The 21,410-nt window shown below is 35.7% G+C and carries 18 protein-coding genes; 5 read left to right on the top strand and 13 right to left on the bottom strand.

Annotated elements, in window-relative coordinates; translation table 11 throughout:
* Positions 1-29 precede the first annotated feature (29 nt).
* Both QE422_RS16365 and QE422_RS16360 read left to right on the top strand, forming a co-directional pair.
* Positions 30-1,712, top strand: a complete 1,683-nt coding sequence (locus QE422_RS16365) for a sodium:solute symporter (RefSeq protein WP_307460729.1) — start codon at positions 30-32, stop codon at positions 1,710-1,712.
* A gap of 838 nt (positions 1,713-2,550) precedes the next feature.
* Entirely contained in the window at positions 2,551-3,069 is a 519-nt protein-coding gene (locus tag QE422_RS16360) for a DUF2911 domain-containing protein (protein ID WP_294198118.1), read from the top strand.
* Between the two features lie 91 nt (positions 3,070-3,160).
* Here QE422_RS16360 and QE422_RS16355 read toward each other — a convergent pair whose 3' ends face one another.
* From QE422_RS16355 to QE422_RS16330, 6 genes are all read right to left on the bottom strand, one after another.
* Complete coding sequence (locus tag QE422_RS16355; protein WP_307460726.1) at positions 3,161-4,222, bottom strand: DNA adenine methylase; 1,062 nt, start codon at positions 4,220-4,222, stop codon at positions 3,161-3,163.
* Positions 4,210-5,115, bottom strand: coding sequence for a hypothetical protein (locus tag QE422_RS16350; RefSeq protein ID WP_307460723.1), 906 nt, complete (start codon positions 5,113-5,115; stop codon positions 4,210-4,212). Before QE422_RS16350 ends, QE422_RS16355 begins: the two co-directional genes overlap by 13 nt.
* Entirely contained in the window at positions 5,099-5,944 is an 846-nt protein-coding gene (locus QE422_RS16345; protein ID WP_307460720.1) for a hypothetical protein, read from the bottom strand. Before QE422_RS16345 ends, QE422_RS16350 begins: the two co-directional genes overlap by 17 nt.
* Positions 5,945-5,946: 2 nt before the next feature.
* Positions 5,947-7,467 carry a hypothetical protein gene (locus tag QE422_RS16340; protein WP_307460718.1) on the bottom strand — a complete coding sequence of 507 codons (1,521 nt, stop codon included), beginning with the start codon at positions 7,465-7,467 and terminating at the stop codon, positions 5,947-5,949.
* Positions 7,468-7,471: 4 nt separating this feature from the next.
* Complete coding sequence (locus QE422_RS16335; RefSeq protein ID WP_307460716.1) at positions 7,472-8,605, bottom strand: hypothetical protein; 1,134 nt, start codon at positions 8,603-8,605, stop codon at positions 7,472-7,474.
* A gap of 262 nt (positions 8,606-8,867) precedes the next feature.
* A complete protein-coding gene (locus tag QE422_RS16330) occupies positions 8,868-9,176 on the bottom strand; it encodes a hypothetical protein (protein WP_307460713.1) in 309 nt (102 codons plus the stop codon).
* A 541-nt stretch (positions 9,177-9,717) separates the two neighbouring features.
* Between QE422_RS16330 and QE422_RS16325 the strand changes: the two genes are divergently transcribed.
* Positions 9,718-10,290 carry a hypothetical protein gene (locus QE422_RS16325; protein WP_307460710.1) on the top strand — a complete coding sequence of 191 codons (573 nt, stop codon included), beginning with the start codon at positions 9,718-9,720 and terminating at the stop codon, positions 10,288-10,290.
* A 775-nt stretch (positions 10,291-11,065) separates the two neighbouring features.
* Here QE422_RS16325 and QE422_RS16320 read toward each other — a convergent pair.
* The 6 genes from QE422_RS16320 to QE422_RS16295 form a co-directional block, all read right to left on the bottom strand.
* Positions 11,066-12,019, bottom strand: coding sequence for a hypothetical protein (locus QE422_RS16320; RefSeq protein WP_307460708.1), 954 nt, complete (start codon positions 12,017-12,019; stop codon positions 11,066-11,068).
* Positions 12,020-12,176: 157 nt separating this feature from the next.
* Entirely contained in the window at positions 12,177-13,052 is an 876-nt protein-coding gene (locus tag QE422_RS16315; protein WP_307460705.1) for a tetratricopeptide repeat protein, read from the bottom strand.
* Positions 13,053-13,058: 6 nt separating this feature from the next.
* Positions 13,059-13,544, bottom strand: coding sequence for a DUF3828 domain-containing protein (locus QE422_RS16310; RefSeq protein ID WP_307460703.1), 486 nt, complete (start codon positions 13,542-13,544; stop codon positions 13,059-13,061).
* Between the two features lie 18 nt (positions 13,545-13,562).
* Entirely contained in the window at positions 13,563-15,902 is a 2,340-nt protein-coding gene (locus QE422_RS16305; RefSeq protein ID WP_307460700.1) for a hypothetical protein, read from the bottom strand.
* Positions 15,903-15,904: 2 nt separating this feature from the next.
* Positions 15,905-16,609 carry a DUF4280 domain-containing protein gene (locus QE422_RS16300; RefSeq protein ID WP_307460698.1) on the bottom strand — a complete coding sequence of 235 codons (705 nt, stop codon included), beginning with the start codon at positions 16,607-16,609 and terminating at the stop codon, positions 15,905-15,907.
* Positions 16,593-17,636 (bottom strand): hypothetical protein, encoded by a 1,044-nt coding sequence (locus QE422_RS16295; RefSeq protein ID WP_307460696.1) that lies wholly within the window; start codon positions 17,634-17,636, stop codon positions 16,593-16,595. The genes QE422_RS16300 and QE422_RS16295 overlap by 17 nt, the downstream gene beginning before the upstream one ends.
* A 318-nt stretch (positions 17,637-17,954) precedes the next feature.
* Between QE422_RS16295 and QE422_RS16290 the strand changes: the two genes are divergently transcribed.
* On the top strand, positions 17,955-18,392 hold the full coding sequence (locus QE422_RS16290) for a hypothetical protein (protein ID WP_307460693.1): 438 nt from the start codon (positions 17,955-17,957) through the stop codon (positions 18,390-18,392).
* Between the two features lie 1,096 nt (positions 18,393-19,488).
* Here the strand turns inward: QE422_RS16290 and QE422_RS16285 are convergent.
* Positions 19,489-20,871, bottom strand: a complete 1,383-nt coding sequence (locus QE422_RS16285) for an RtcB family protein (RefSeq protein WP_307462393.1) — start codon at positions 20,869-20,871, stop codon at positions 19,489-19,491.
* 98 nt (positions 20,872-20,969) lie between these two features.
* Here QE422_RS16285 and QE422_RS16280 point away from each other — a divergent pair, with 98 nt between their 5' ends.
* Positions 20,970-21,302, top strand: coding sequence for a HopJ type III effector protein (locus QE422_RS16280; RefSeq protein ID WP_307460690.1), 333 nt, complete (start codon positions 20,970-20,972; stop codon positions 21,300-21,302).
* The last annotated feature ends 108 nt before the right edge of the window (positions 21,303-21,410 follow it).

Raw genomic sequence — 21,410 nt, 5'->3', positions numbered from 1 at the left:
TTGTATTACTTATTCACTAAATTCTGGGCATGAGCAGTATCGATTGGGCCGTTCTCATTTTTACCTTAGTGGCCGTGGTGGTTTACGGCGTATGGATCGGCCGCGGCCAGAAAAGCAACGCTTCCTACCTGAAAGCGGACAGCAAAATGCCGTGGTACATTGTGCTTTTGGGGATTATGGCGACGCAGGCCAGTGCCATTACCTTTCTTTCGGCGCCGGGCCAGGCGTATACCGACGGGATGCGCTTCGTCCAGTATTACTTCGGGCTGCCTCTGGCGATGATCGTGATCTGCATCACCTTCATCCCGATTTTCCAGCGGCTGAATGTCTATACCGCCTATGAATACCTGGAAAACCGTTTCGATAAAAAGACAAGGGTACTTACTTCGTTGCTGTTCCTTTTTTCAAGAGGGTTATCTACGGGAATCAGCATTTATGCGCCGAGTATTATCCTCGCAAGCGTTCTTAATTGGAATATTTATCTCACGAATGTTTTAACGGGCGGAATCCTGCTGATTTATACCTACGTCGGCGGAGCCAAAGCCATTGCCCACACTCAGAAATTACAGTTCCTGATTATCTTGGGAACTATGGCTTTTGCAGGGTATCTGCTGATTCAGGATATGCCGGGCGGTATCGGTTTTAAGGATGCGCTGTATCTGGCCGGGAAATCCGGAAAGCTCAATGTCATCACCACCGAATTCGACTGGAAAGACAAGTACAACCTCTGGAGCGGACTGATCGGTGGGTTTTTCCTGGCCCTTTCTTACTTCGGGACGGACCAGAGTCAGGTCGGGAGGTATATTACCGCCAAAGACAACACCAACGCCAAAATGGGCCTGCTGCTGAACGGGTTGGTGAAGATTCCGATGCAGTTTGCCATTCTCCTGATCGGCGCTTTGCTTTTCGCCTTCTTTTCCCTGAAACCGGCGCCGGTCTACTTCAACGAGCGTTCTTACCAGAATCTGAAGGACACCCAGCCTCAACAGGCGGCGGCATTTGAGAAAGAGCACCGGGATTTACAGGCAAAGTTCAATGCAGAATCGAAAGAAATTTTAAAGCTTAAAGAAACCAACTCTCCACATCTTAACCAAGCAGTTCAGGATTTTAAAGACACCCAGACTGAGGTCAAAGAACTTCACGGAAGGGTAGAGGAGGCCATCAACCAATCCAACTCCAATGCAGAAAAAACCGATACCAATTATATTTTCCTGTATTTCGTAAAGAATACGTTGCCGATCGGGATGACCGGTCTTCTGTTTGCCGTCATTTTCCTCGCCAGCTGGGGTTCCATTTCGGCCGCGCTGAATTCCCTGGCCGCCTGTTCGTTAAAAGATGTCCACCTGATCTTCAGCAAAGAAATGCCTGATGAGCAGACCGAACTGAAGTACAGCCGACTGCATACTTTGGCCTGGGGGATTTTCTCCATCGGCATCGCCATGTTTGCCACGCAGATGGGCTCCCTCATCGAAGCGGTGAATGTATTGGGTTCCTTATTCTACGGTCCGATCCTGGGCATTTTCCTGGTCGCCTTTTACTTTAAAAAGATCAACGGGGCCAATGTCTTTGTTTCGGCCATTTTATCGGAAATCACGGTGATTGCCATTTATCAGTTCGATATCGTTTCCTTCCTTTGGCTTAACGTGATCGGGGCCGCGGCGGTGATTCTGTTTTCTGCCATCGGGTTGTTGTTTAACAGGAAGCTTGTTTAAATGAAACCGCAAAAGACTCAAAAGAAGCTTTGACACATAAGCCACATGAGATTAAAGAGGCTCGTATTGTGCCTATTTTAGAGCACATTAGAGTGAAACCTCGAAGAGGTTCGCCGATTCATTTATTAAGAATACCTGAGGCAAAATCAAAGATTTTCTTATCGGTTAAGCTTACTTCCGATTTGGTGGCTGAGCGGAGCCGAGATCACATTATGATCTATGAAAATCTGAGGAGAATTTTAACCGCAAAATTCACAAAAGATCTTCATGCTGTTGAATAAAGTTGAATAAGATGCTGTTAAAAGCGCACAAAAGTTTTTTAAAAATCAAAGATTTTTAATCTCATGTGTTCTAAAAATATTTTCAAGCCATTCAAATCTTCTTTGTGACTTATGTGTTAAAATAAGCGTAATCATCTGTGAAAATCTGTAGATTCTTTAACCACAAAAGGAACAAAAGATATTCATACCGTTGAATAAAGTTGAATATCTGCTGACAAAGCGCACAAAAGTTTTTAAAAATCTTTGATTTTTAATCTGATGTGTTCTAAAATGTTTTCAAGCTATTCAAATCTTCTCTGTGGGCTTTGTGTTCAAATTCTGATAAAAGTTTTAAAAAAATCTTTGATTTTTAATCTGATGTGTTCTAAAAATATTTTCAAGCTATTCAAATCTTCTCTGTGACTTATGTGTTAAGAACTTCAAAGGCTCATTATCCATCCACTTAAAATATCTTTTGTGACTTTTACGGTTCAATAAAAAAGTTGAAGCAGATATAAGAAGAAAGCAGTACATTCGTAAACGATTAACAAAATAACAAACAAGTAAATAAAAATAGTATGAAATCCATCCTAAAATCGGCGACCGTCCTCGTTGCGGCCATGACGATCTCTGTAAATGCCTTCGCGCAGGAAACCAAAAAACCGGCTAGCCCACCGATGACGGCCACCGGAAAAATCAAAGATGCCAACATCACCATCGCTTACAGCAGCCCATCCGTGAAAGGGCGTACCATCTGGGGCGGCCTGGAAGCCTATGACAAAGTATGGAGAGCAGGAGCCAACGAAGCCACCACGTTTGAAACGGATAAAGATATTACCGTTCAGGGCAAAAAACTGCCGGCTGGGAAATACAGCTTCTTCCTGATCCCGAAAGCCAGCGGAACTTGGACCGCCATCTTCAACAAAGAAGCCAAACAATGGGGCGCCTACAAATACGAGCAGTCCAAAGACGCGCTACGGGTAGACGTAAAAACAAAAGCTTTACCAACCACCCAGGAAGCCTTAGTCTACAAAATCAACAAAAACGGTTTCACCATGGATTGGGATAAAATCTCTGTTCCTGTGGAAGTTAAGTAAGTTTGAATTTGAAAAGTTAAATCCCGGTTTTGGCCGGGATTTTTTATTGAAATATTAGAAACTTAAACATGTCATATTAAAAAAAAGTTTTTTACAATAGTATATTTTTAGCAATTATTAATATTTCATTATTATTAATATTATTTCTATTTAATGCATATCCATAATTACCAAGATCTGTAATTGAGACCTCAAAATTATTATTAACATTTCTAATTAATTCAGCCATTTCTTCAATATTTGGAACGCCATTATTTCTATAAGAAATGACTATGTGAGAATTAATATGATTTAAAAGAAGTTGTTCCAAATCATTTAAAAATGTCGATTTGTTTTCAAATTCTAAAGATTTATTAATAGTAATTTCTTTATTTTTTTTATTATGATCGATATTATTTTCGATTTCAGAATAGTGGGCCAAACCTTCTAAAAAATGATATTTACTATGGTAAGTTGTATTTGAACCAGACGTGAAGTAAGGGGGATCAATATATAGCAAATCTGCTTGAGCTTTACATTGAATAGCACTTGAATTTAGAGAAATATTTTCTTCATCATTATCAAAGCAAAATTCATTTAATTCATTTATAAATCTTTCAAATAGCTCTGAAAATGATCTTTCCCAAGTTTTCTTATTACCAAAATTTCCATTTTTATAATTTAATCTCATATTTAAATTATTTCTATGAAACAAATTATATGGTCTTTTTATAATGCATGACTGAAAAAGTATATAATAGGCACTTGCCTTTAAATTTTCGTTTTCTAAAAAATCAATGTTTTGAACAAAGATATCTATTTGATAATTTTCTTCATCAGTAAAATATATTCCTGAAAAATTTTTTGCGATTATATTTTGATAAATAATACCTTCAATCGGAAGTAACATATTTTTAGCTCTTTCCAATGTAAGTTCATTAGAGCTTTGTTGTATAAGCTTTTTACCAATTATTGAATTAAATCTAAAAATGTCATTATAAATTACTTGCTTACTTTTACATTTAGCATAATATGAAAATAGACCAGTTCCGCCAAAGATATCTAAAACGGAATCAAATTTTAATTCTTTTATTTCTATTCCATTCCAAATTCTTTCGACCAGTTTTCTTTTTGAACCATAATACCGTGTAACGGGTAATTTTATTTTAGACATTTTTTAAGTAATGTTTTTAAAAGTGTATAATTTGATTCTGCAATGCAAAGCAAATTTTTATCACCTTTTTCAATTGGAATTTTAAAATTATATGGAATAGTATCCAAGTTATTAATTCTATTATTATATCTTTTATTACCTCTGTGAGACGTTAGTATATGATGTTTCAAATCCTCTAAATTCGAATGACTATAGGCACCAATAATGATAAATTCTATTTTTACAGCAATATCTTTAAAAGCATTCATAACTTTTTGACACTTTTCAATATATTCTGTGATATAGTATTTGGTCAAAGTAGTTTTGACCTCAATAAAATAAAAAGTTTCTAATCCTTTTACGAGAAAATCGAATTCACCTAAATCATCAATTCCATTAAAAAGATGAAAATTACTAATGGTATTATTACTTATCTCATTAAGTAAATTCTCAATGTAATCTTCGAAATATTTTGTAATAAAATAGAAAGCAATTTCTGGTTTTAAAGTATTTACTTTATGTACATCTTTTGTTCCTTTTGGTCCTAAGTTATCACGATATTTAAGATCCTTTCCTTCATTAGTGCGATCATACCAATGAATTAAATTAAAGTGGTTTGAATCTTCTGCAAGTTTTTCTGAAGAGTATATCCCAAAAGAAGTTGAGGATTCAGCATCATTAATAAAAAAATTTAGTTTTTTTAAATATTTTACATCTTGAATTTTAAGTGAAGGTGTAAAGTATATTCTAAAAGGTATATATTCTTCTTTTGTTAATAGTTCGTGATCTATATAAAGATTTTGCTTTAAATATGAAAGAAGATTTGTGAAATTTTTCTTTTTTATTTCATTTTTAAAACTATTTATTAATGTGGAACTATATTGCCTTTTATTTTCATCAACTTTTAAATACATCTTTTACTTGTATCCAATAAAAATCAACTTTTCTATTTGATCTTATATAACTGTCAAGATTAGATTGCAGAGGAAAAATAAAGCTGTTAAATTTAAGCCCAATTTCTTTTTTTATTTTTAAGTCTCTTATAATTGAGACATCGTTATTACTACCAACCTCAATTTTTAATTCTGTTTTCAATTTATCTTTGTTGATCCATACATCAGAAGCTTCTGTGAAGTCAGTATTAATTAAGTCTTCATCGAGTAGGGAATATTCAAAATAAGGAACATCAAAAGGCACATCAGTATCTTCAACTGTAACGCAATCAAGATACAATTCATCTACATCTAATATTGATGAATCTTTTATGCAATTACGAATTTTTTCATCAGAAATTTTTTCTGCAAACAGTTTTATTAATTTTTGTTCTTTAATTAATCGTACTAAAGCATTTTTAATACTTTGTTTTTTATCACTATTACTTTCTTCCTTCTTATCAATGCTTCTATTACTTTTATTTAAAGCATATAAAATTTTAGAAGTTTGATGTATTAGTAAAATAGATGTTTTTTTTAAATCAACCTTATTTAAAATATCCTTAACAAAGAATAATGCTAATTGATCTGATAGCCAGCTAACTGAGTCCTTTCCATTTATATCTTCAGGTAAGTTTGTTAGATCTATATTTGCATCCGCAATAAAATCCGCTTTAAATAAATTATTTATATTAGGTTCATCCGTCGAAATAGAAAGTATATCGTAAGTTAACTGACAGATATACTTAATAGGTTTGATTAAGTTTATATCATATTTATAATATTCTACGATACAATGGCTTTTAAGCATGGTTATAAGTTGTTGTTTGTATAATCCCTAATGATTTTTGTAAGTTCAAATTGATATTCAAAATTATCTCTGTACATATTTAACAGAACGAAAAGCTCTACGGGATCATAATCAACTATTTCAATATTTAAATTAGAATTAATTTCACCATTTCTGAGCTCTAATTTTTCAGGAGAATAAATGATAATATCATAATTATACTTTATTGAAATTTCATCAATTTTACTTTGTATAGTTTCTAAGCTAACATTTTGATTTAATATGAAATAGTGAATTTTTTCAAGGTCATCATCAATAAAAGATTGTAGATCTCGAACTTTTACGCTTCCTCTTTCAAGCATAAAGTTTCCTTCTAAATAAGCTTCAAGTGGATCGAAAAATTTGTCTTTTAGTGATTTGAAAAACCCCTCATACTCTAATTCTGTATAAGTAGATTCATAAAGATCATTTAACTTGTATTTTATAAGGAGATCCGATAAGGATAATTTTTGTTCTTTCGAAGTCAAATGAGCAACTGCACTTCTTACTAATTCTCTATTTTGTCCATGGTTTTCTTTTAGTAATTCTTTAACTATTTTGTCAATATCTCTTTTTTCTTTATTGATATTAAAAAGTACATTTAATTTACTAACTAGTTCATACATATCATTTTTACCATTCATTATATCTAAGAGAAGTATGTGGGGCTCAATTCTGGAATAAAACGCTTGGTTTATACCTTCTAGATAAGCTCCATCTCCACCTGCATCTGTTATACAACATTGAAGATAATGTCCTTTAATATAACTAAACATATCATACAATTCTCTGTAAGATGTTAAAAATGTATTTAGCCTAAGCTTGGATTTTTCTAATATTTTTTCAATTTCATCGATTTGGAATATAATAAATGTTTTACCTAGTGCTAGAATATTAAGAAATAATATAAGTACTTCTTTTCTTTCATAATTAGATAATTGTTCCAGCCCAAAATTTAAGAATTCATTTTTTGTATATAATCTCCCAGTTCCTAAATAAATTAATTTTTTAATTTCCTCTTTCGTTTTAGAATTATCAAAAAGAGTATCTGAATATTCTTTAATAGATGCAAAATCTACTGGATTATTGTTTGTTAATAAATCAAAATTATAATTTTGTCGCATATCTATAATTAGATTTATTAATGTTTCTGTGAAATGATTCTGTATTTGTTTAAGCAAAAATAAACCTAAATCAGGCTGATCTATGTTTGCTTTGTTGTATATGATTTTAATATTAGGATGGTTCTCAAAAAATAGTTCTAGATATTTTAAAAGATTCGTTTTGCCATTTCCATATTTAGCTATAATCAAGCTAGTTGTCATTCTAAGTTCCTTGGGATCATCAATTTTTTCTAACTTTTTACCAATTTCTTCTTTTACATCTGGAATACCAATTACAAAATATGGTAATTGTGGTACTTTTCCTTCCGATAAGTCTTTTTGTAAAGTTACTTTTGTGTTAGCTTTTATTACGAGATCCTGCCAAAGATTATTTATCTCCATTGAGTTATTTTATTTCATGTTTAAATTTTATTTTCAACACAGGGCGTCCTCTTACAATAAATCTTTTCCTACCATCAATTGAAGAAACAATATTACTAAAAAAAATATGCCTTTTTGATTTTTCATCTTCATAGAATTTACTTACAAACTCATTAAATTTAACATATGATATACGAATGTTTTCTTTGATATCATATAAATTTACAAATCCTTTAACATCCTTTTTTTCATCTATACACTTTTCATAAAATCTTATAAAATCTAATTTTTTACTTTCAAAACTTCTATCATTTTTAAAATTCTCATTAATATAAGTTGTAAAATTTAAGTGTAAATCATTAAACCACTTGGATGTTACAGGATCACTTTTTAAAATTTTTACAAATTCTGACTTGATTTGATTAGTTTTAGTTAGAATTTGTATTTGACTAATCCAGGCTTCTCTTACTATATTATAATTGGATAAGCTTCTTCTATTATAATTAAAATGTTTTATTCCATAAAAATGATCTATAAAATCAAAATACAGATTTTCGATATTTTCAACATTAAACTTAAATTCCAATTTTTTAAAGAGACATAATGATATAAAAAGTAAAAAATCATTTTTGACAAGCAACTTAAAGTATAAAACTTTCTCGGCTTTAGTAAGATTTGTGGAATGTCTTTGAGTTCTGATTAATACAAGTTCCTTCCCATATTGAGTTAATTTACTTGTAGAGTTTACAAGATTAAGCTTTTCTTTAGCTAAATTAACATAGTATGATGCTGCTTTATAAGAAGAGTAAATTTGCTTTTGAACATCATTTCTATTATTACATCTTAATGTATCTATTATCAAATTTATTTTTTCCTGTTTACTTTTTTGTTCGTGCAAATAATTGAATACAGCAAATATTGCGCTTCTACTGCTTAAACCAGACAGTTCAAAATTTGTATTTCTATTATATTCAGAGTGTAATTTATTTACTAAAAAAAGATAAAATTCAATATTTACTTCACTTGCCCTTAAGACTTTTTTTGATGAGTTCATAAATTCACAAACCCATCTTGTTGATTTCAAGGGTTGATGAAATGGTCTGTGAAGGCTTTCAAAAAAAGGTGGTAGTAAATAATCTGATGTATCTTTTATTTCCAATGCTACTTATAGTTTTAGCAAATTTAGCAAACTTTTATACATATACTTTATAAATTAAAATATATAATTTATAGGTTATTAATATTTGAATGTTTTTATACGTGGAAAGGTTATTAGAAACGATAAAATAAACTTAAATTTTTAATTTTCGGAAGCTATGTCGAGAAAAAATGTTAATTGGAATACTTGAAAATACAAATACACGTAATAATTAAATTTAAATACAATAATTAGTTATATTAAAACATTTTATTATTATATCTTATTTATTTTGATTCAGATATGTCTTTATGTCTACTTCTGTAATATTGTCAAATTCCTTACTAAAATCAGTCATAGTAAACCCCATTCCTTCAACTATACTAATTAAAGTTGTAGCCTTAGGTATTGTGTTTCCATTTAAAGTATCGTTAACTGTGGCTTTTCTTAATAGTGCATTTGAAGCAACTCCATGGTAACTGTACACTATTTTATTATCCTTAAATTCCTTCTGTAAGTTTTTACCTTTCTCCAAAAGCTTTTTTAAGGATAGAATTATTTTAATCTTGTAAACATGTTCTTCAGTATTCACAACTGCAATTAACAACTTCAAAAAAAATATATCGTTACGTTATGGCGTACCGATAATTTTTGTATATTTGAAATTATTGTTAATAATATAAAACTTGTTAACTTTGCGATACTTCAAAGAAATATAGAAGCTATTGCTTAGAAATCTCGACTTGAAAACTGGTACTTTAAAAGCAACGAGACGATAAGCAGGAAGCTCACGACCTAGGCGTGGGCTCTCTTATCTGTTGCACGGTATACCAGTACCTCAAGTCGGATATGTAGAGTTCCATGCCGTTTTATTTATGCAGTATGATTCTATAGCATTTCTAAGCTGCTTTCAAAAGAATATATGATAATAACAATTCTGCCAGCAAAATACTGTGCAGCAGAAAGGGAAAAGTATGCGGTAAAAGCATTCAAATGATGAAACTCTGCAGGCTCGGCCTTTTCAGAGGCCGACGCTTGCAGTTTATCTTGTCAAAGAAACAACTGCTAACGATTATAACGGTTTTGACAACGAAGCTAACCAAAAGAAAAACAAAACACAAAACCTTCTTTGTATGAAAAAGAACACCATAGACTTTGAATCCCGGTTTTGGTCCGGCCGGAGCAAGCTTTCACCCGTCGCTTTAGGGGACGTATTTTTTCAGTTCCATGACCTGGCCACGGCGAAGGAGCGGCTCAACCTGATGATGCAGTATGCGGTACAGGGGAAAACGCGGATCCCGGAAGACCCTTCGGTGGTCTTTCACTTCCACCAGTCGCTGCGGTCGCTGATCCGGGCCGGATGGTGCCTCCGGAAGAAATCCGGGAAATGGAAAGGGGAGGCCGTTCCGGAGACCGGTAATCCGTTGCTGTACGGTTCGCTTTCGGAGGAAGAATACCGCGATCCGGTACTGGTGTTCTGCAAAGCCTTTAAGAAATACCGTATTGAGGAACTGGAGGACTTCCTTTCGGACATCGTGTATTTCTCCCTCGGGACATTACATAACGTACCGGAGCGTGATATCGTAGGGCCGTATCTTCATCTGATGAAGATGCTGGACGCGGCGTGGCTGATCACGGAACGGAAGAACAGGAGAAAAGAACTTTTGCAACCTCAGCCACAGGATGTTGAGGTTTATATACCGTAGAAATCCTGAATCTTTCCAAACGATTCTCTAATACTAAGTTGAGATCCCTCCGGGATGACAAACGAATGTTAAAATTATGCGCATTTGGTGGCTGAAACCCTCAAAGCCCTGACCAGCGTCTTAAGAAAATCCTTCGAGAGCCTCAGGATGACATAACGCCAACATCAGTCTAAACTTATATTCTGCTTAAATAAAGAGTTATTTTTATCCAAACTAAATTGTTTATACATACTGTCAGGGCCTCGGAGCCTTTACCAGCGTTATAAGAAAATCCTTCGAGAGCCTCAGGATGACATAACGGCAACATCAGTATGAACTTATATTCTGCTTAAATAAAGAGTTATTTTAATCCAAACTAAGCTATACATACACTGTCAGGCTGAGGCTCTCGAAGCCATACTATCATTCGTGAAAATCTGTCGGAAAATTTTTCGTTGGGCTATAGAAATCCAGTTTCAAATCTTTCCATGCGATTTCTAATACTAAGTATGGATCTTTCCAGGATGACAAACGGAATACTGAAATTATGCGCCTTCGGTGCCTGCAACCCTCAAAGCCCTTACCATCGTTATAAGAAATCCTTCGAGAGCCTCAGGATGACATAACGTCAATATTAGTCTGAACTTATATTCTGCTTAAATAAAGAGTTATTTTAATCCAAGCTAAACTATATATACACTGTCAGGCTGAGGTTCTCGAAGCCTTGTTATCATCTGTAAAAATCTGCGCAATCTTGGGAGATTTTACCTGTGAAAAGCAAAAGATGTTTCCAGCGTCATTTCGGACATTTGGCGCGGATATCATCGGAATTATAATTCCGGAACAGGATCTTACCGAAATTTTTATCGGAACATAAGGTGTTTGTCTTTCTCCCATCATTCCAGACGGTATTCTCCCCATATCTCGAAAGGACGATCTCTTTTGACGGTTCGCTGAATCTGAAGGTGATGTATTTTTCCGAAGTGTATTCGTCCGGCACTTCATTAAACAGTTCAACCGTAAAGAACCGGTCTTTCACCACCAGCTTTCGGAAGGAATCCCCGAAACTGTTTGGGTAGATTTTTTCGTTTTTCAGAACATCGTATTTTTTATTCTGATCATTCAGTAAAATTAATACAGGCGCTATTTTGGTATCGGGATCCTGCGGATCGAGGTCGCGGTTATTGGCCAGAACGACAATTTTGTCGGTAAAATAATCATTGTTCAGGTCACAGTCTTTTTCTTCTACAACAGAATACTGATCCCCGGCAACAGAAGCGATGACCGTTTTGGAATCAAGGGCTGCTGAACTTTTAGCAACCGTATTTCCAAAAAACTTCGAATATTCTTCCCTAACGTTGATCAGATCCACAGTCTCATATTTTCCGTCTTTATAAAATACGGCATACCAAGGGCTTTTATGTTTTGGAATGGCTGTGGTTTTGTTATCTTTCTTATAGACAAACACTTTCGTATCATCAGCGTTTTTATAGGATACTTTCAGCGAGTCGAGATAGGTTGATGCTTCAGAAAAATAGTTGTTGGCATCGTCTGCGATGGTGTAGAAATCTTCACCGTTTTTCTTTTTAAGGGCTGCAATCGTCTGATCACCTGGTGAAACGAAAACGATATCCTGGTCATTCAGAACAAGGGTGTCCGATTTTAAAGAAGCAGAAGTTGTTTTTTCCTGGGATTTATTACAGGCAACAGAAAAAAAGGTAATAAGTACCGTTAAAAGAAGGTTTTTCATAATTAATTTATTAGTTTACTTCTAAATGATAACAGCCGTTTTCATTCAGCAGCTTCCTTCTGACAAAGTGAAAATTATGGTTTCTTCTGTGTACTTTTATAAAAATAGTATTGTTTTATTTTACTATACTATTTCTAACAAAATAAATCCAATCCTATTATTTAATCCGATCATAAACCCGTTGCGGTACTTTCGATAGATTTTTATTCTGGGATTTCATTAATGACAAATATTTTGCATAATGTATTTTCGCCTGATCCTGATCCTGAATTTTCCAAAGCACATCTGCCAGATTAAGATAAGCAACAATCCGGTCTGGAAATTGACGAATGATTTGCTCTAACAGGATCTTTGATTGTAGATTCGCTCCTATTTTTTCTAAATTGAAAGCCTGATTGTTCGCTGATTCCACATTACTAATCTTAATGTCACCATCTTTTACATCAGGATAGCTGATAAAGAGATCTTCTGTAAAGTCCCGGAAATTTTGTGTCGCAAAAAGTACATTTTCAGAATCGTAAATAGACATTGATGAACTGCCCTGCTCAAAGTTATCCGGAAGTTCTGCACCTAATGACTGTAGATCTTCAAATGTTTTATTTGATAAATTGAAATTGTCAACATATAATCTATTGATCATTAATCCATCTTGTCCGAATTTTATAACTTCCTTATCAATTAAAAAGATTCCCTTCTCTGAATAAATAAAATCATATTTTTCTTTGATTTTTGTTGAAGAAGCATTTTGGTCATAGAGTAATGAAAAACCGCGGTCATTATTTTGAATAAGCTCTGTAGAAACAGACATCTCATTGACGATAAGATTCTTATAAACCTCTTTTTTATTTTTATAGACCAATATTAAATCATCACCTTCTATGGTCACCTTAGGTGTCTGATCATCCTCGTCAGAATCCTGAGGTTTGGACTTATGATCAATACGGTCATTGACTTTTTCCTGGTGTTCTGATGGCTTTGCACAAGAACTTATAAAAAAGCTGAATATTAATGTTAATAAAAAATGTTTTGTCATAAGTACTTATTTAAAATTTAAATGCTCATCATTTATTATGCTGTAGATCAGAAATTTTCCTGAATTATCTTTTTTTACTAAAACATCAATATTTGTTTTTGCTTCATCTTTCTCACCAAACTGTAAAAAACTTACTCTATACTCATCATTATTTTTTAAAGGTTTTATTTCCAAGGATTTTTTGATGCTCTCGCCATTATAATCCTGTCCTTTAATGAAGGGATCATAATCAATAATTAAATTTTCTGGATTTTTAGTTAAACTGTCAATTCTTTTTAAAACCCTGCTCGAAACAAAATCTTTTATTGATTTTGTTTTGTCCAGAGGTTCGTCTGAACTGTAAAAATTAAGATAAAAATCCTTGAGCATCTTAATAGCTTCTTCAGAATGTATATTTTTCTGTACCATATTTACTACTAAATGAGGATTTTTCGTTTCCTGCTTACAATATATAAAGAAAAAAGAGATAATTAAAAATGATATTCTTTTCATATAGTTTTGTTTTTATAATTAATTGTTCCAGCGGTATATAGCATATTTTTTATCTATTGAATATTGGTTTGCAACCCAGAATGATTTCTGTTTAAAATCAGAGACCCATTGTGTGCCGTTCCACATAGCGACATGGCCATAAGGATGTCCTTTCACAGAACCGAAAGCTACAATATCCCCTTTTTTTAGAGTTATTGAATTTATATCGGTGCCTACCTTTGTGAATCCATATTTTACTAGTTTGTCCATATCGTAATATTCTGTGGCGTGTCCGAAAATATTTTCTATTCCTCCGGCATTTATCGCTTTTCTGACATACTTTGCACAGGCACCTTCTGATTTGGGCAAGGCATTTTTATTAATATAATTTACAGCAGACTCAATATTATATTTTTCCTTGGTTTGTGGTTTTGATGCACTAGAGTTTTCCTTACAGTTGCATTCTTTGACTTTGAGGCATTTTTCTATCTTTTCAGTATATCCCTGTATTTTTGAGGCTTGATCTACACCATTAATAACCTTTCTTGCATTATAATAGTCTTTACTATTATTGGTAATGTAATCGGAAAGTTTTTTTCCTGTGAAAATACCTTTTTCACTACCATAAATCATAATCTTCACTGCTAATTCGTGATTAAGAGCATTTTCTCTGTTATCAACAAGATTTACACCAAATTTCTCCTGCATTTTTCGGTAATTCTTTTTCCACGTAAGCTGTACATAACCTCGCCCATAGTATTTTTCACCGTCGCCTTTTTTGGTATTTTCATTATCTTTAGCCATCTTTTTACGTTTGTCATTTTTCCCTAAAACAGGATCATACATTTCCTGAAAATATTTCTTTCTGACATTTGCGCTTAGCCAGTTTGCTTCTTCCACAGGGTCAAATGTATGCCCGGTTTCCAGTTTGGCAGTAGCTAGTAGATAAGCAATATGATATTTATTGCAGCATCTTTTTTCATTAGAATAATATTCGGAAATGCTTCTGAACATTCTTCGGAGACTATTTTTAACAGAATTTGAGAGAGGGATTAATTTTCCCTGTTTATTTTTTTTAGGAAATTCTAACTCGTAATTTCTAAGAAAAAATTCTTCATCAATTATGCAGCAATCAGTTTTTTTATCATTCTTTTTAGGTGTAGAATTAACTATCGTTGGACTCTTTACATTTTCCACCTCCATAAGACCATCCGAAGTAACACCGAATTTCTGAGATTCGGCGGATATATCAATAGGAATTACCTCGAGGAAATAATTCTGCTTTCCCGCATCGGAATCCATACTCCCAAAATCTATTCCTTTACCAAATATTGCCGGATTGATGGTGAAGCCACCGGTAAGAATCAGATCGCTTACGACTTTAATTTTTCCGCTTTCGTATATCAGGTCATTATTGCCCAGATCATATTCCCAGACTTTGTACTGGATATGTTTGCCCATCATTCCGATCGTATTGATTTTCACATGAACTTTTTTTCCAACCTGAACATTCGTTAGCTTGCTGCCACTGGCATCTGCAAAATAAGCATCCAGAATTTTGCCTTTTGCATCGGGTTGTTTCGGTGCTTGGTCGGTAGAAGTGGCCGGGAATTTCGGGGAATCTGTTTTGGGTCTGGGCTTATAATCGGGATTGGCCACGAGTACATTTACCTGGCTTGCTTTCTCGCCTTTCCCAAGATAGGTTGCCGTGACGTAATATTCGTGGTTCGCCCCTTCGTCCTTATCGCCTCTCATCAGGAATTTATTGGCGATCTGGCGCATAATCTTTTCATCTGCACTTAGGGGGATTTTTACTTCTGCGATCCCTTTTTCATTAACCGTTGCTTTAAAGATATGCGGAATTTTATTGTTTTTATTAACCGCTGCATCGTGCCCTTTACCGGGAGCATCATCTTCCCAAAGCTGGAATTCGATCTCCTTACCAAATAAGCCTGTACAAAAAGCCTGAGCCACCAGCGTATCCGTGTAACTTGCTTTGTTGACATCTTTTTTCCCTCTGTTGAAGAGAACCACTTTATCGATCTGGGCGTTTCTGCTGGCAGTAGGCGTTACTTCCAGTTTGCCGAATAACTTTTTCGAGGATTCCACACTGGGTAATAGTCCCTGTACAATCTCGAAAACCCGTATCTCGAACAGATCTCCGGCTACGGGTTCAAAGAATTTATAATCTACGTTGGTTCCTTTTTTCGGAACGCCGTTTTTTGTAATATCGATCCAGCTGCCGTTTTTCTGTTTTTTGAAAAGATACCATTCATAGCTTGCATTGGTGCTGACGAAAGGGATAGCACCCACCAGATTGATTGCATAAGAATTAGTCTCTCCGACGATTGGATTTTGATTGCCTGTAATCGTTCCCATATTTATTCGTAATACAATTGATCCGACTCATTGATTTCTTCCTTAAACTCTTCAAAATCCATGACAGGATTATACGTCTGCTGTTCCCGGAAATCTGCGTTGTTCACATGGCTTTTTCCGGCTTCACTTTGCTGTCCGTGCTTCATTACGGTAATTTTTCCACCTGTTGTGCACATGAGTTCAGAGTACTCCGTAACCACACTTTTGCCCATCACCTTTACTTTGTCATATGTTTTTATCCATTTCCCGGCAGGGGAATAAGCGCATGGATTCCCGTTCTTTATACTGCAGGTCCCGAATGGGGTTGCCGGAGGATTAAAGGTGAGATCATCTTCCGTTACCGCGAGATAATCAGCTTCGCCTTTCTCATCATTCCAATAGTGTTTTTGTTGACTGGTTACTTTAAAGTTCGGGAACTTGCTGCCTTTGTCGCAGCAGGCCATTCCTTTTTGGACGACAAAATATTTCCCGTCGTGTTCGCCGGAACTGCTTTCAGTTTTTTTATTTTCTTCTTTTGGATTTCCATTTTTTTCAATCGGCTCCGTGTGTTTTTCATCTGCGGCATCCTGTTCTTCATTAACCTCTTCATCAAAACCGTTCACATCACCGTCAACCAAATCATGATCATTCAGAAAATTTGAAAAGCCGGATTGAAAAAAAGCCGGGTCTTTTCCGGATTTATTATTTTCGTCAGGATATTTTTTCATTGGAGATCAGTTTTATTGTTTGTTTCCGGTAAAGTTCATCCTCACTGTTTAAAATAACGGAAGCCTCTGCCTGAAGCATTTTTTTTGTTTTCTTATCGGTGCGGTAACGGAATTCTATTTCGCCGTCTGCCGGTTTCTCAGGTTCTTCGGTAAACCGTACCCCGCGCAGTATTTCCTGTATACTAAGAGGTTCTTCAATATAACCTTTAATCAGAGTTTCTGCTGTTTTGGGTTCCGTATGATGGTATTCCGCGTTCATTAAGCATTTTACCGAAAAAGAATTTTGCAAAAGACAGAATTCCTGTGTCCACTTACCGGTCTTACGGAAGCATTCCATTTGGGGAAACAATATCTTATAAAGGAGAACAGAAGAAAATTGTTTCAGCATATATTCCTGCTTTTCCAGGACTGCCTGAAATTTATCCAGATAGGCCTTATAAATCTCACCGATAAAAAAGGCATCCAGATCGGGTCTTTTTTCCTGAAATCTCTGTTTCAGTTTCTCAAATTCAAAAATTCCGCAGATCTTGCCTGAAAAAGAAATTATAAAAGAAATGGGATAGATGCTTTCCATGCAGGCTAAGGAGATCTCGCTCATCTTATCATCCGGTGTTGTTCCGTTTTTTTTGAAATCATAACATTTTACGTCGACAATCTCATCAGGACTATTGATTTCCTGTTCTTTCTTAAACGAAACATCGATTTTGTATTCTATTTCCAAAGGATCACCTGACAGATCTGAAAACATTTCTTTTACGGTGTAATCTGTAGCATAAAAATCTCTTGTGACCCTGGAGGGTGGAAGTTCTGTTTCTTTTTCCTCCCTGATCTGTTCGGGACTTTTGTATTCTTTCGGAATAATAAGCTGCCTTACCCCTGCCAGATTATTAAACCATAACCTTTCCATCTTTCCGCAATAGGTATTATGAAAATCCTTCAGCTGACTTCCTGTCATTCCGATTTTACCCCCGATTTTGTCAAGGGTATCTCCGGGACGTACTTGATATAGCAAAATATTTTCATCCATGATGGCATTTTTGTAAAAAGATTTTCAGCTTTATAAATTTAGTAAATAAAATGTCACCCTTCAAAGAATAATCATTATTTTGAAAAAGTTTGCTTATTCTAAAAGGTATGACAGCTATTGTTGATTGCTAAACCCCTTACTGTTTGATAGTAAGGATGGCCAGCCGTTATTTAACCGAAAAAGCTTCCGGCCTCCAGCCTCCCTCTTTCAACCATTTAATTTAATTACTTATCAATCAAGAGAAAAGATTCAGGACATCTCAACATTTGTACGATAATTGTATTTACCCTGACATCACCAATCTAAAATAATAATAAAATGAAAAATTTAATTGTAGCAGCAGCATTTATCGCAGGCTGTTTTATCACGGTCTCTGCGCAGACCACCACCAATACCACCACCGGAAAGGTAAAGAGCGGCACCGGAGTAATGAATAACGGAACCAACAACACGTTAAACGGAAACGGTCTGCTTAATAACGGCACCACCGGAACCCTGAATACCAATGGTTCTCTAAATACCGGGGTGGGAACATTGAATACCGGCACTAATGGTACGCTCAATACCGGTACCACAGGAACCCTTAACGGCAACAGTACCCTTAATACCGGAACGAACGGTACATTAAACACTAACGGTACGCTGAATAATGGGGTCGGACCGTTAAAAACAGGAACCAACAGCAGTCCTTTGAAATACGGAACTACCGGTACCTTAAACACCAGCGGAACGATGAATAATGGTACACCGAAATAAAATGCCGAAATAAAATGCCGGAAAAATAATTAAAGAAAAAACCCTGAAAGTTCGGACTTTTAGGGTTTTTATGTTTTTAAGAGCTTGGTCTATTTAATTTAGTGATAAGATCTTTGCGTTAAAAAACTCATACGGATATTGCGGATGCTGCAGATTTTTGTTTGTTGGAATTTTTTCAATGCAAAGATCAATTTTTGATTTAGGAAATCTTAGAATGCAAAGGCAAATAAATTTGCTAAGCGAAGCCTAAACGTATGCTTCATCAATCAGCTTGCTGATTCATCTTTGCTTCCTTAAAATATGCAGTTTTAGAATAAATCTTTGCGTCAAAAAACTCACGCGGATGTTGCAGATGCCGCAGATTTTTGTTTGTTGGAATTTTTTCAATGCAAAGATCAATTTTTGATTCAGGAAATCTTATAATGCAAAAGCAAATAAATTTGCTAAGCGAAGCCTAAACATATGCTTCATCAAATCAGCTTGCTGATTCTTCTTTGCTCTCTTAAAATATGCATTTTTAGAATAAATCTTTGCGTTAAAAAACTCACGCTGATTTTGCAGATGCCGCAGATTTTTGTTTGTTGGAATTTTTTCAATGCAAAGATCAATTTTTGATTTAGGAAATCTTAGAATGCAAAGGCAAATAAATTTGCTAAGCGAAGCCTAAACGTATGCTTCATCAATCAGCTTGCTGATTCATCTTTGCTTCCTTAAAATATGCAGTTTTAGAATAAATCTTTGCGTTAAAAAACTCACGCGGATTTTGCAGATGCCGCAGATTTTTGTTTGTTGGAATTTTTTCAATGCAAAGATCAATTTTGATTCAGGAAATCTTAGAAGGCAAAGGCAAATAAATTTGCTGCGCGAAGCGTGCACGTACGCTTCATCAAATCAGCTTGCTGATTCATCTTTGCTTCCTTAGCATATGCAGTTTTAGAATAAATCTTTGCGTTAAAAAACTCACGCGGATTTTGCAGATGCCGCAGATTTTTGTTCGTGGAAAGTTTTTCAATGCAAAAGCCTGAACGTATAAAAAGTTTTCATGAGCCCTGCAGACTTTCACATCTACAAGGCCGGGTTATTAGTTTATGTTTATTTACGCTTTTCTGAATTTCTTCTTTTTCTTCCACGGCGCATTTTTCTGCACATCGCCCGCCATGATACATCCGTACGGCATCACTTCATCCAGCACTTCGCAAAGTCCGTATTCTTCAATCTGCGCTCTCACGTTCTTCGCGCTTTTATAAGCGGTCGGCAGCTCGGAAATATCGATTTCATTCGTAAAGAAACGGACATCCAGTCCCTGGGTTTCTTCAGCAAAGACTTCTTCGATGGTTTTATGAGCCAATGATTTTTTATGCTGCGTCCTGCTGAAGTTTCTTCCGGCTCCGTGCGGGGCAAAACCGAGGTTTCTTTCGTTGGTCGTTCCTTTCACGATCAGAACGGGTTCCGACATGTTTAAAGGAATCAGCCTTGGTCCCGTAATATCCGGCAGGAACTTATCATCCAGCGGAGTGGCTCCTTTCGCGTGGTAGAACAGATCGCCGTCTTTGAAGACGAAATTATGTTCGTTCCAGTAGCGGTCTTCTTTTTCAATTTCCATTTTATGCAAAACGGCATCGTGAATTGAAGTATGGTTTTCTTTGGTCCATGTTCTGATCAGCTGCAGGGCTTCCCAGTACGATTTTCCTTCTTCGGTATCGTACGGCATCCAGGCATTTTCCCTTAAGGTTTCCGGGGAGATCTCCATCCTGAATTTGTTGGCCACCTTCATTCCTTTATCGTACAGGGCAGCACCCGGCGCTCTTGATCCGTGGTGGGTTACCAGCATCGTATTTCCGGTATTTCTGGAGATCCCAACGAACAGGAAGTGGTTTCCGTCGCCCTGGGTTCCCATATGCGAACGGGCAATGCTGATCAGTTTTTCGTCATTCAGGAAATTGTTTTCCCTAAAGGCATCCATTAGTTCCTGCGACATCGGCATCTGTTCCCCTCTTGGTCTTCCTCCGTACCCGAAATGCGTCACCGAATGGGCGGTATCCAGCACAGCTTTGGGATCGGCTTTTCCAAAATCTGTCAGCATTACCGAACAGCAGATATCCGCGCTATGGAATCCAGGGTGGATAGCGTTTTTCGCAACCACGACACCTCCCACCGGAATATTTCCTGCAGGACCGGTCGGGCAGGCATCCGGCATAATGGCTCCTTCGATCAGGGTCGGGGTTTTCATCAGCACTTTCATGGTGTTGATCACCTTTTCCACATTGTCGTTCTCGCTTTCGTGTTCTGCCCGGATGTTGATGACAAAATCTTTTGCCGTTTCATGCAGCGGAACCAGTTCGGGCTGTCTGAACTGTTCCAGATATATTTTGATCTGGCCCTCGTCCAGTCGATTTTCGTTGATGAATTCAATGGATTCTTTAAACCATTTGGCCGGTCTGTATCCTAATTCGATTAAGTTGTTTCCGTTAAATTCCATGAGTTCTTTCATTTTGTTGATGCAAAGTAACGGCACAAGTATGCAATCTTTTTGCGCAGATCGGATTTTTTTAATTATTTTTGAAAAAATTATAAACGATGTTATTTGAACAGTTAGAAAAATCCGCAGGAGAAATTTCTTTTAAAGAGGTGATTGCTTTTATTGATGCTCATTACGATTTCACCCCGACCCAATTTACCAACGGCAATACGGTAAACGAAGCCAACCAGAACAACGGTTCGTGCAAAGTATTCAGTTTTGCCCAACTGAACGGTCTTTCCAAGCAGGAAACCCTTGATCTTTTCGGAGAATTCTACCGGGAAGATGTCCTGAAAAACCCTGAAGGTACCGATCACCAGAACATCCGGAATTTCATGGAATACGGCTGGGAAGGAATTGCTTTTGAAGGAAAGGCTTTAGAGCGAAAATAATTTTAAGGAGAATTAAACCTCATAGGTTTTCAAAACCTATGAGGTTTGGAGGAGATACTCTGTTATTACACCCCCGCGTGAGGGATGTGCAGGGCCCGACTGGAAGGA

Source organism: Chryseobacterium sp. SORGH_AS_0447, assembly GCF_030818695.1.
In the GTDB taxonomy this organism is placed as follows: Bacteria; Bacteroidota; Bacteroidia; order Flavobacteriales; family Weeksellaceae; genus Chryseobacterium.
Note: the sequence above shows the minus strand (reverse complement) of the source record. Positions and strands in the feature narration are given on the sequence as shown.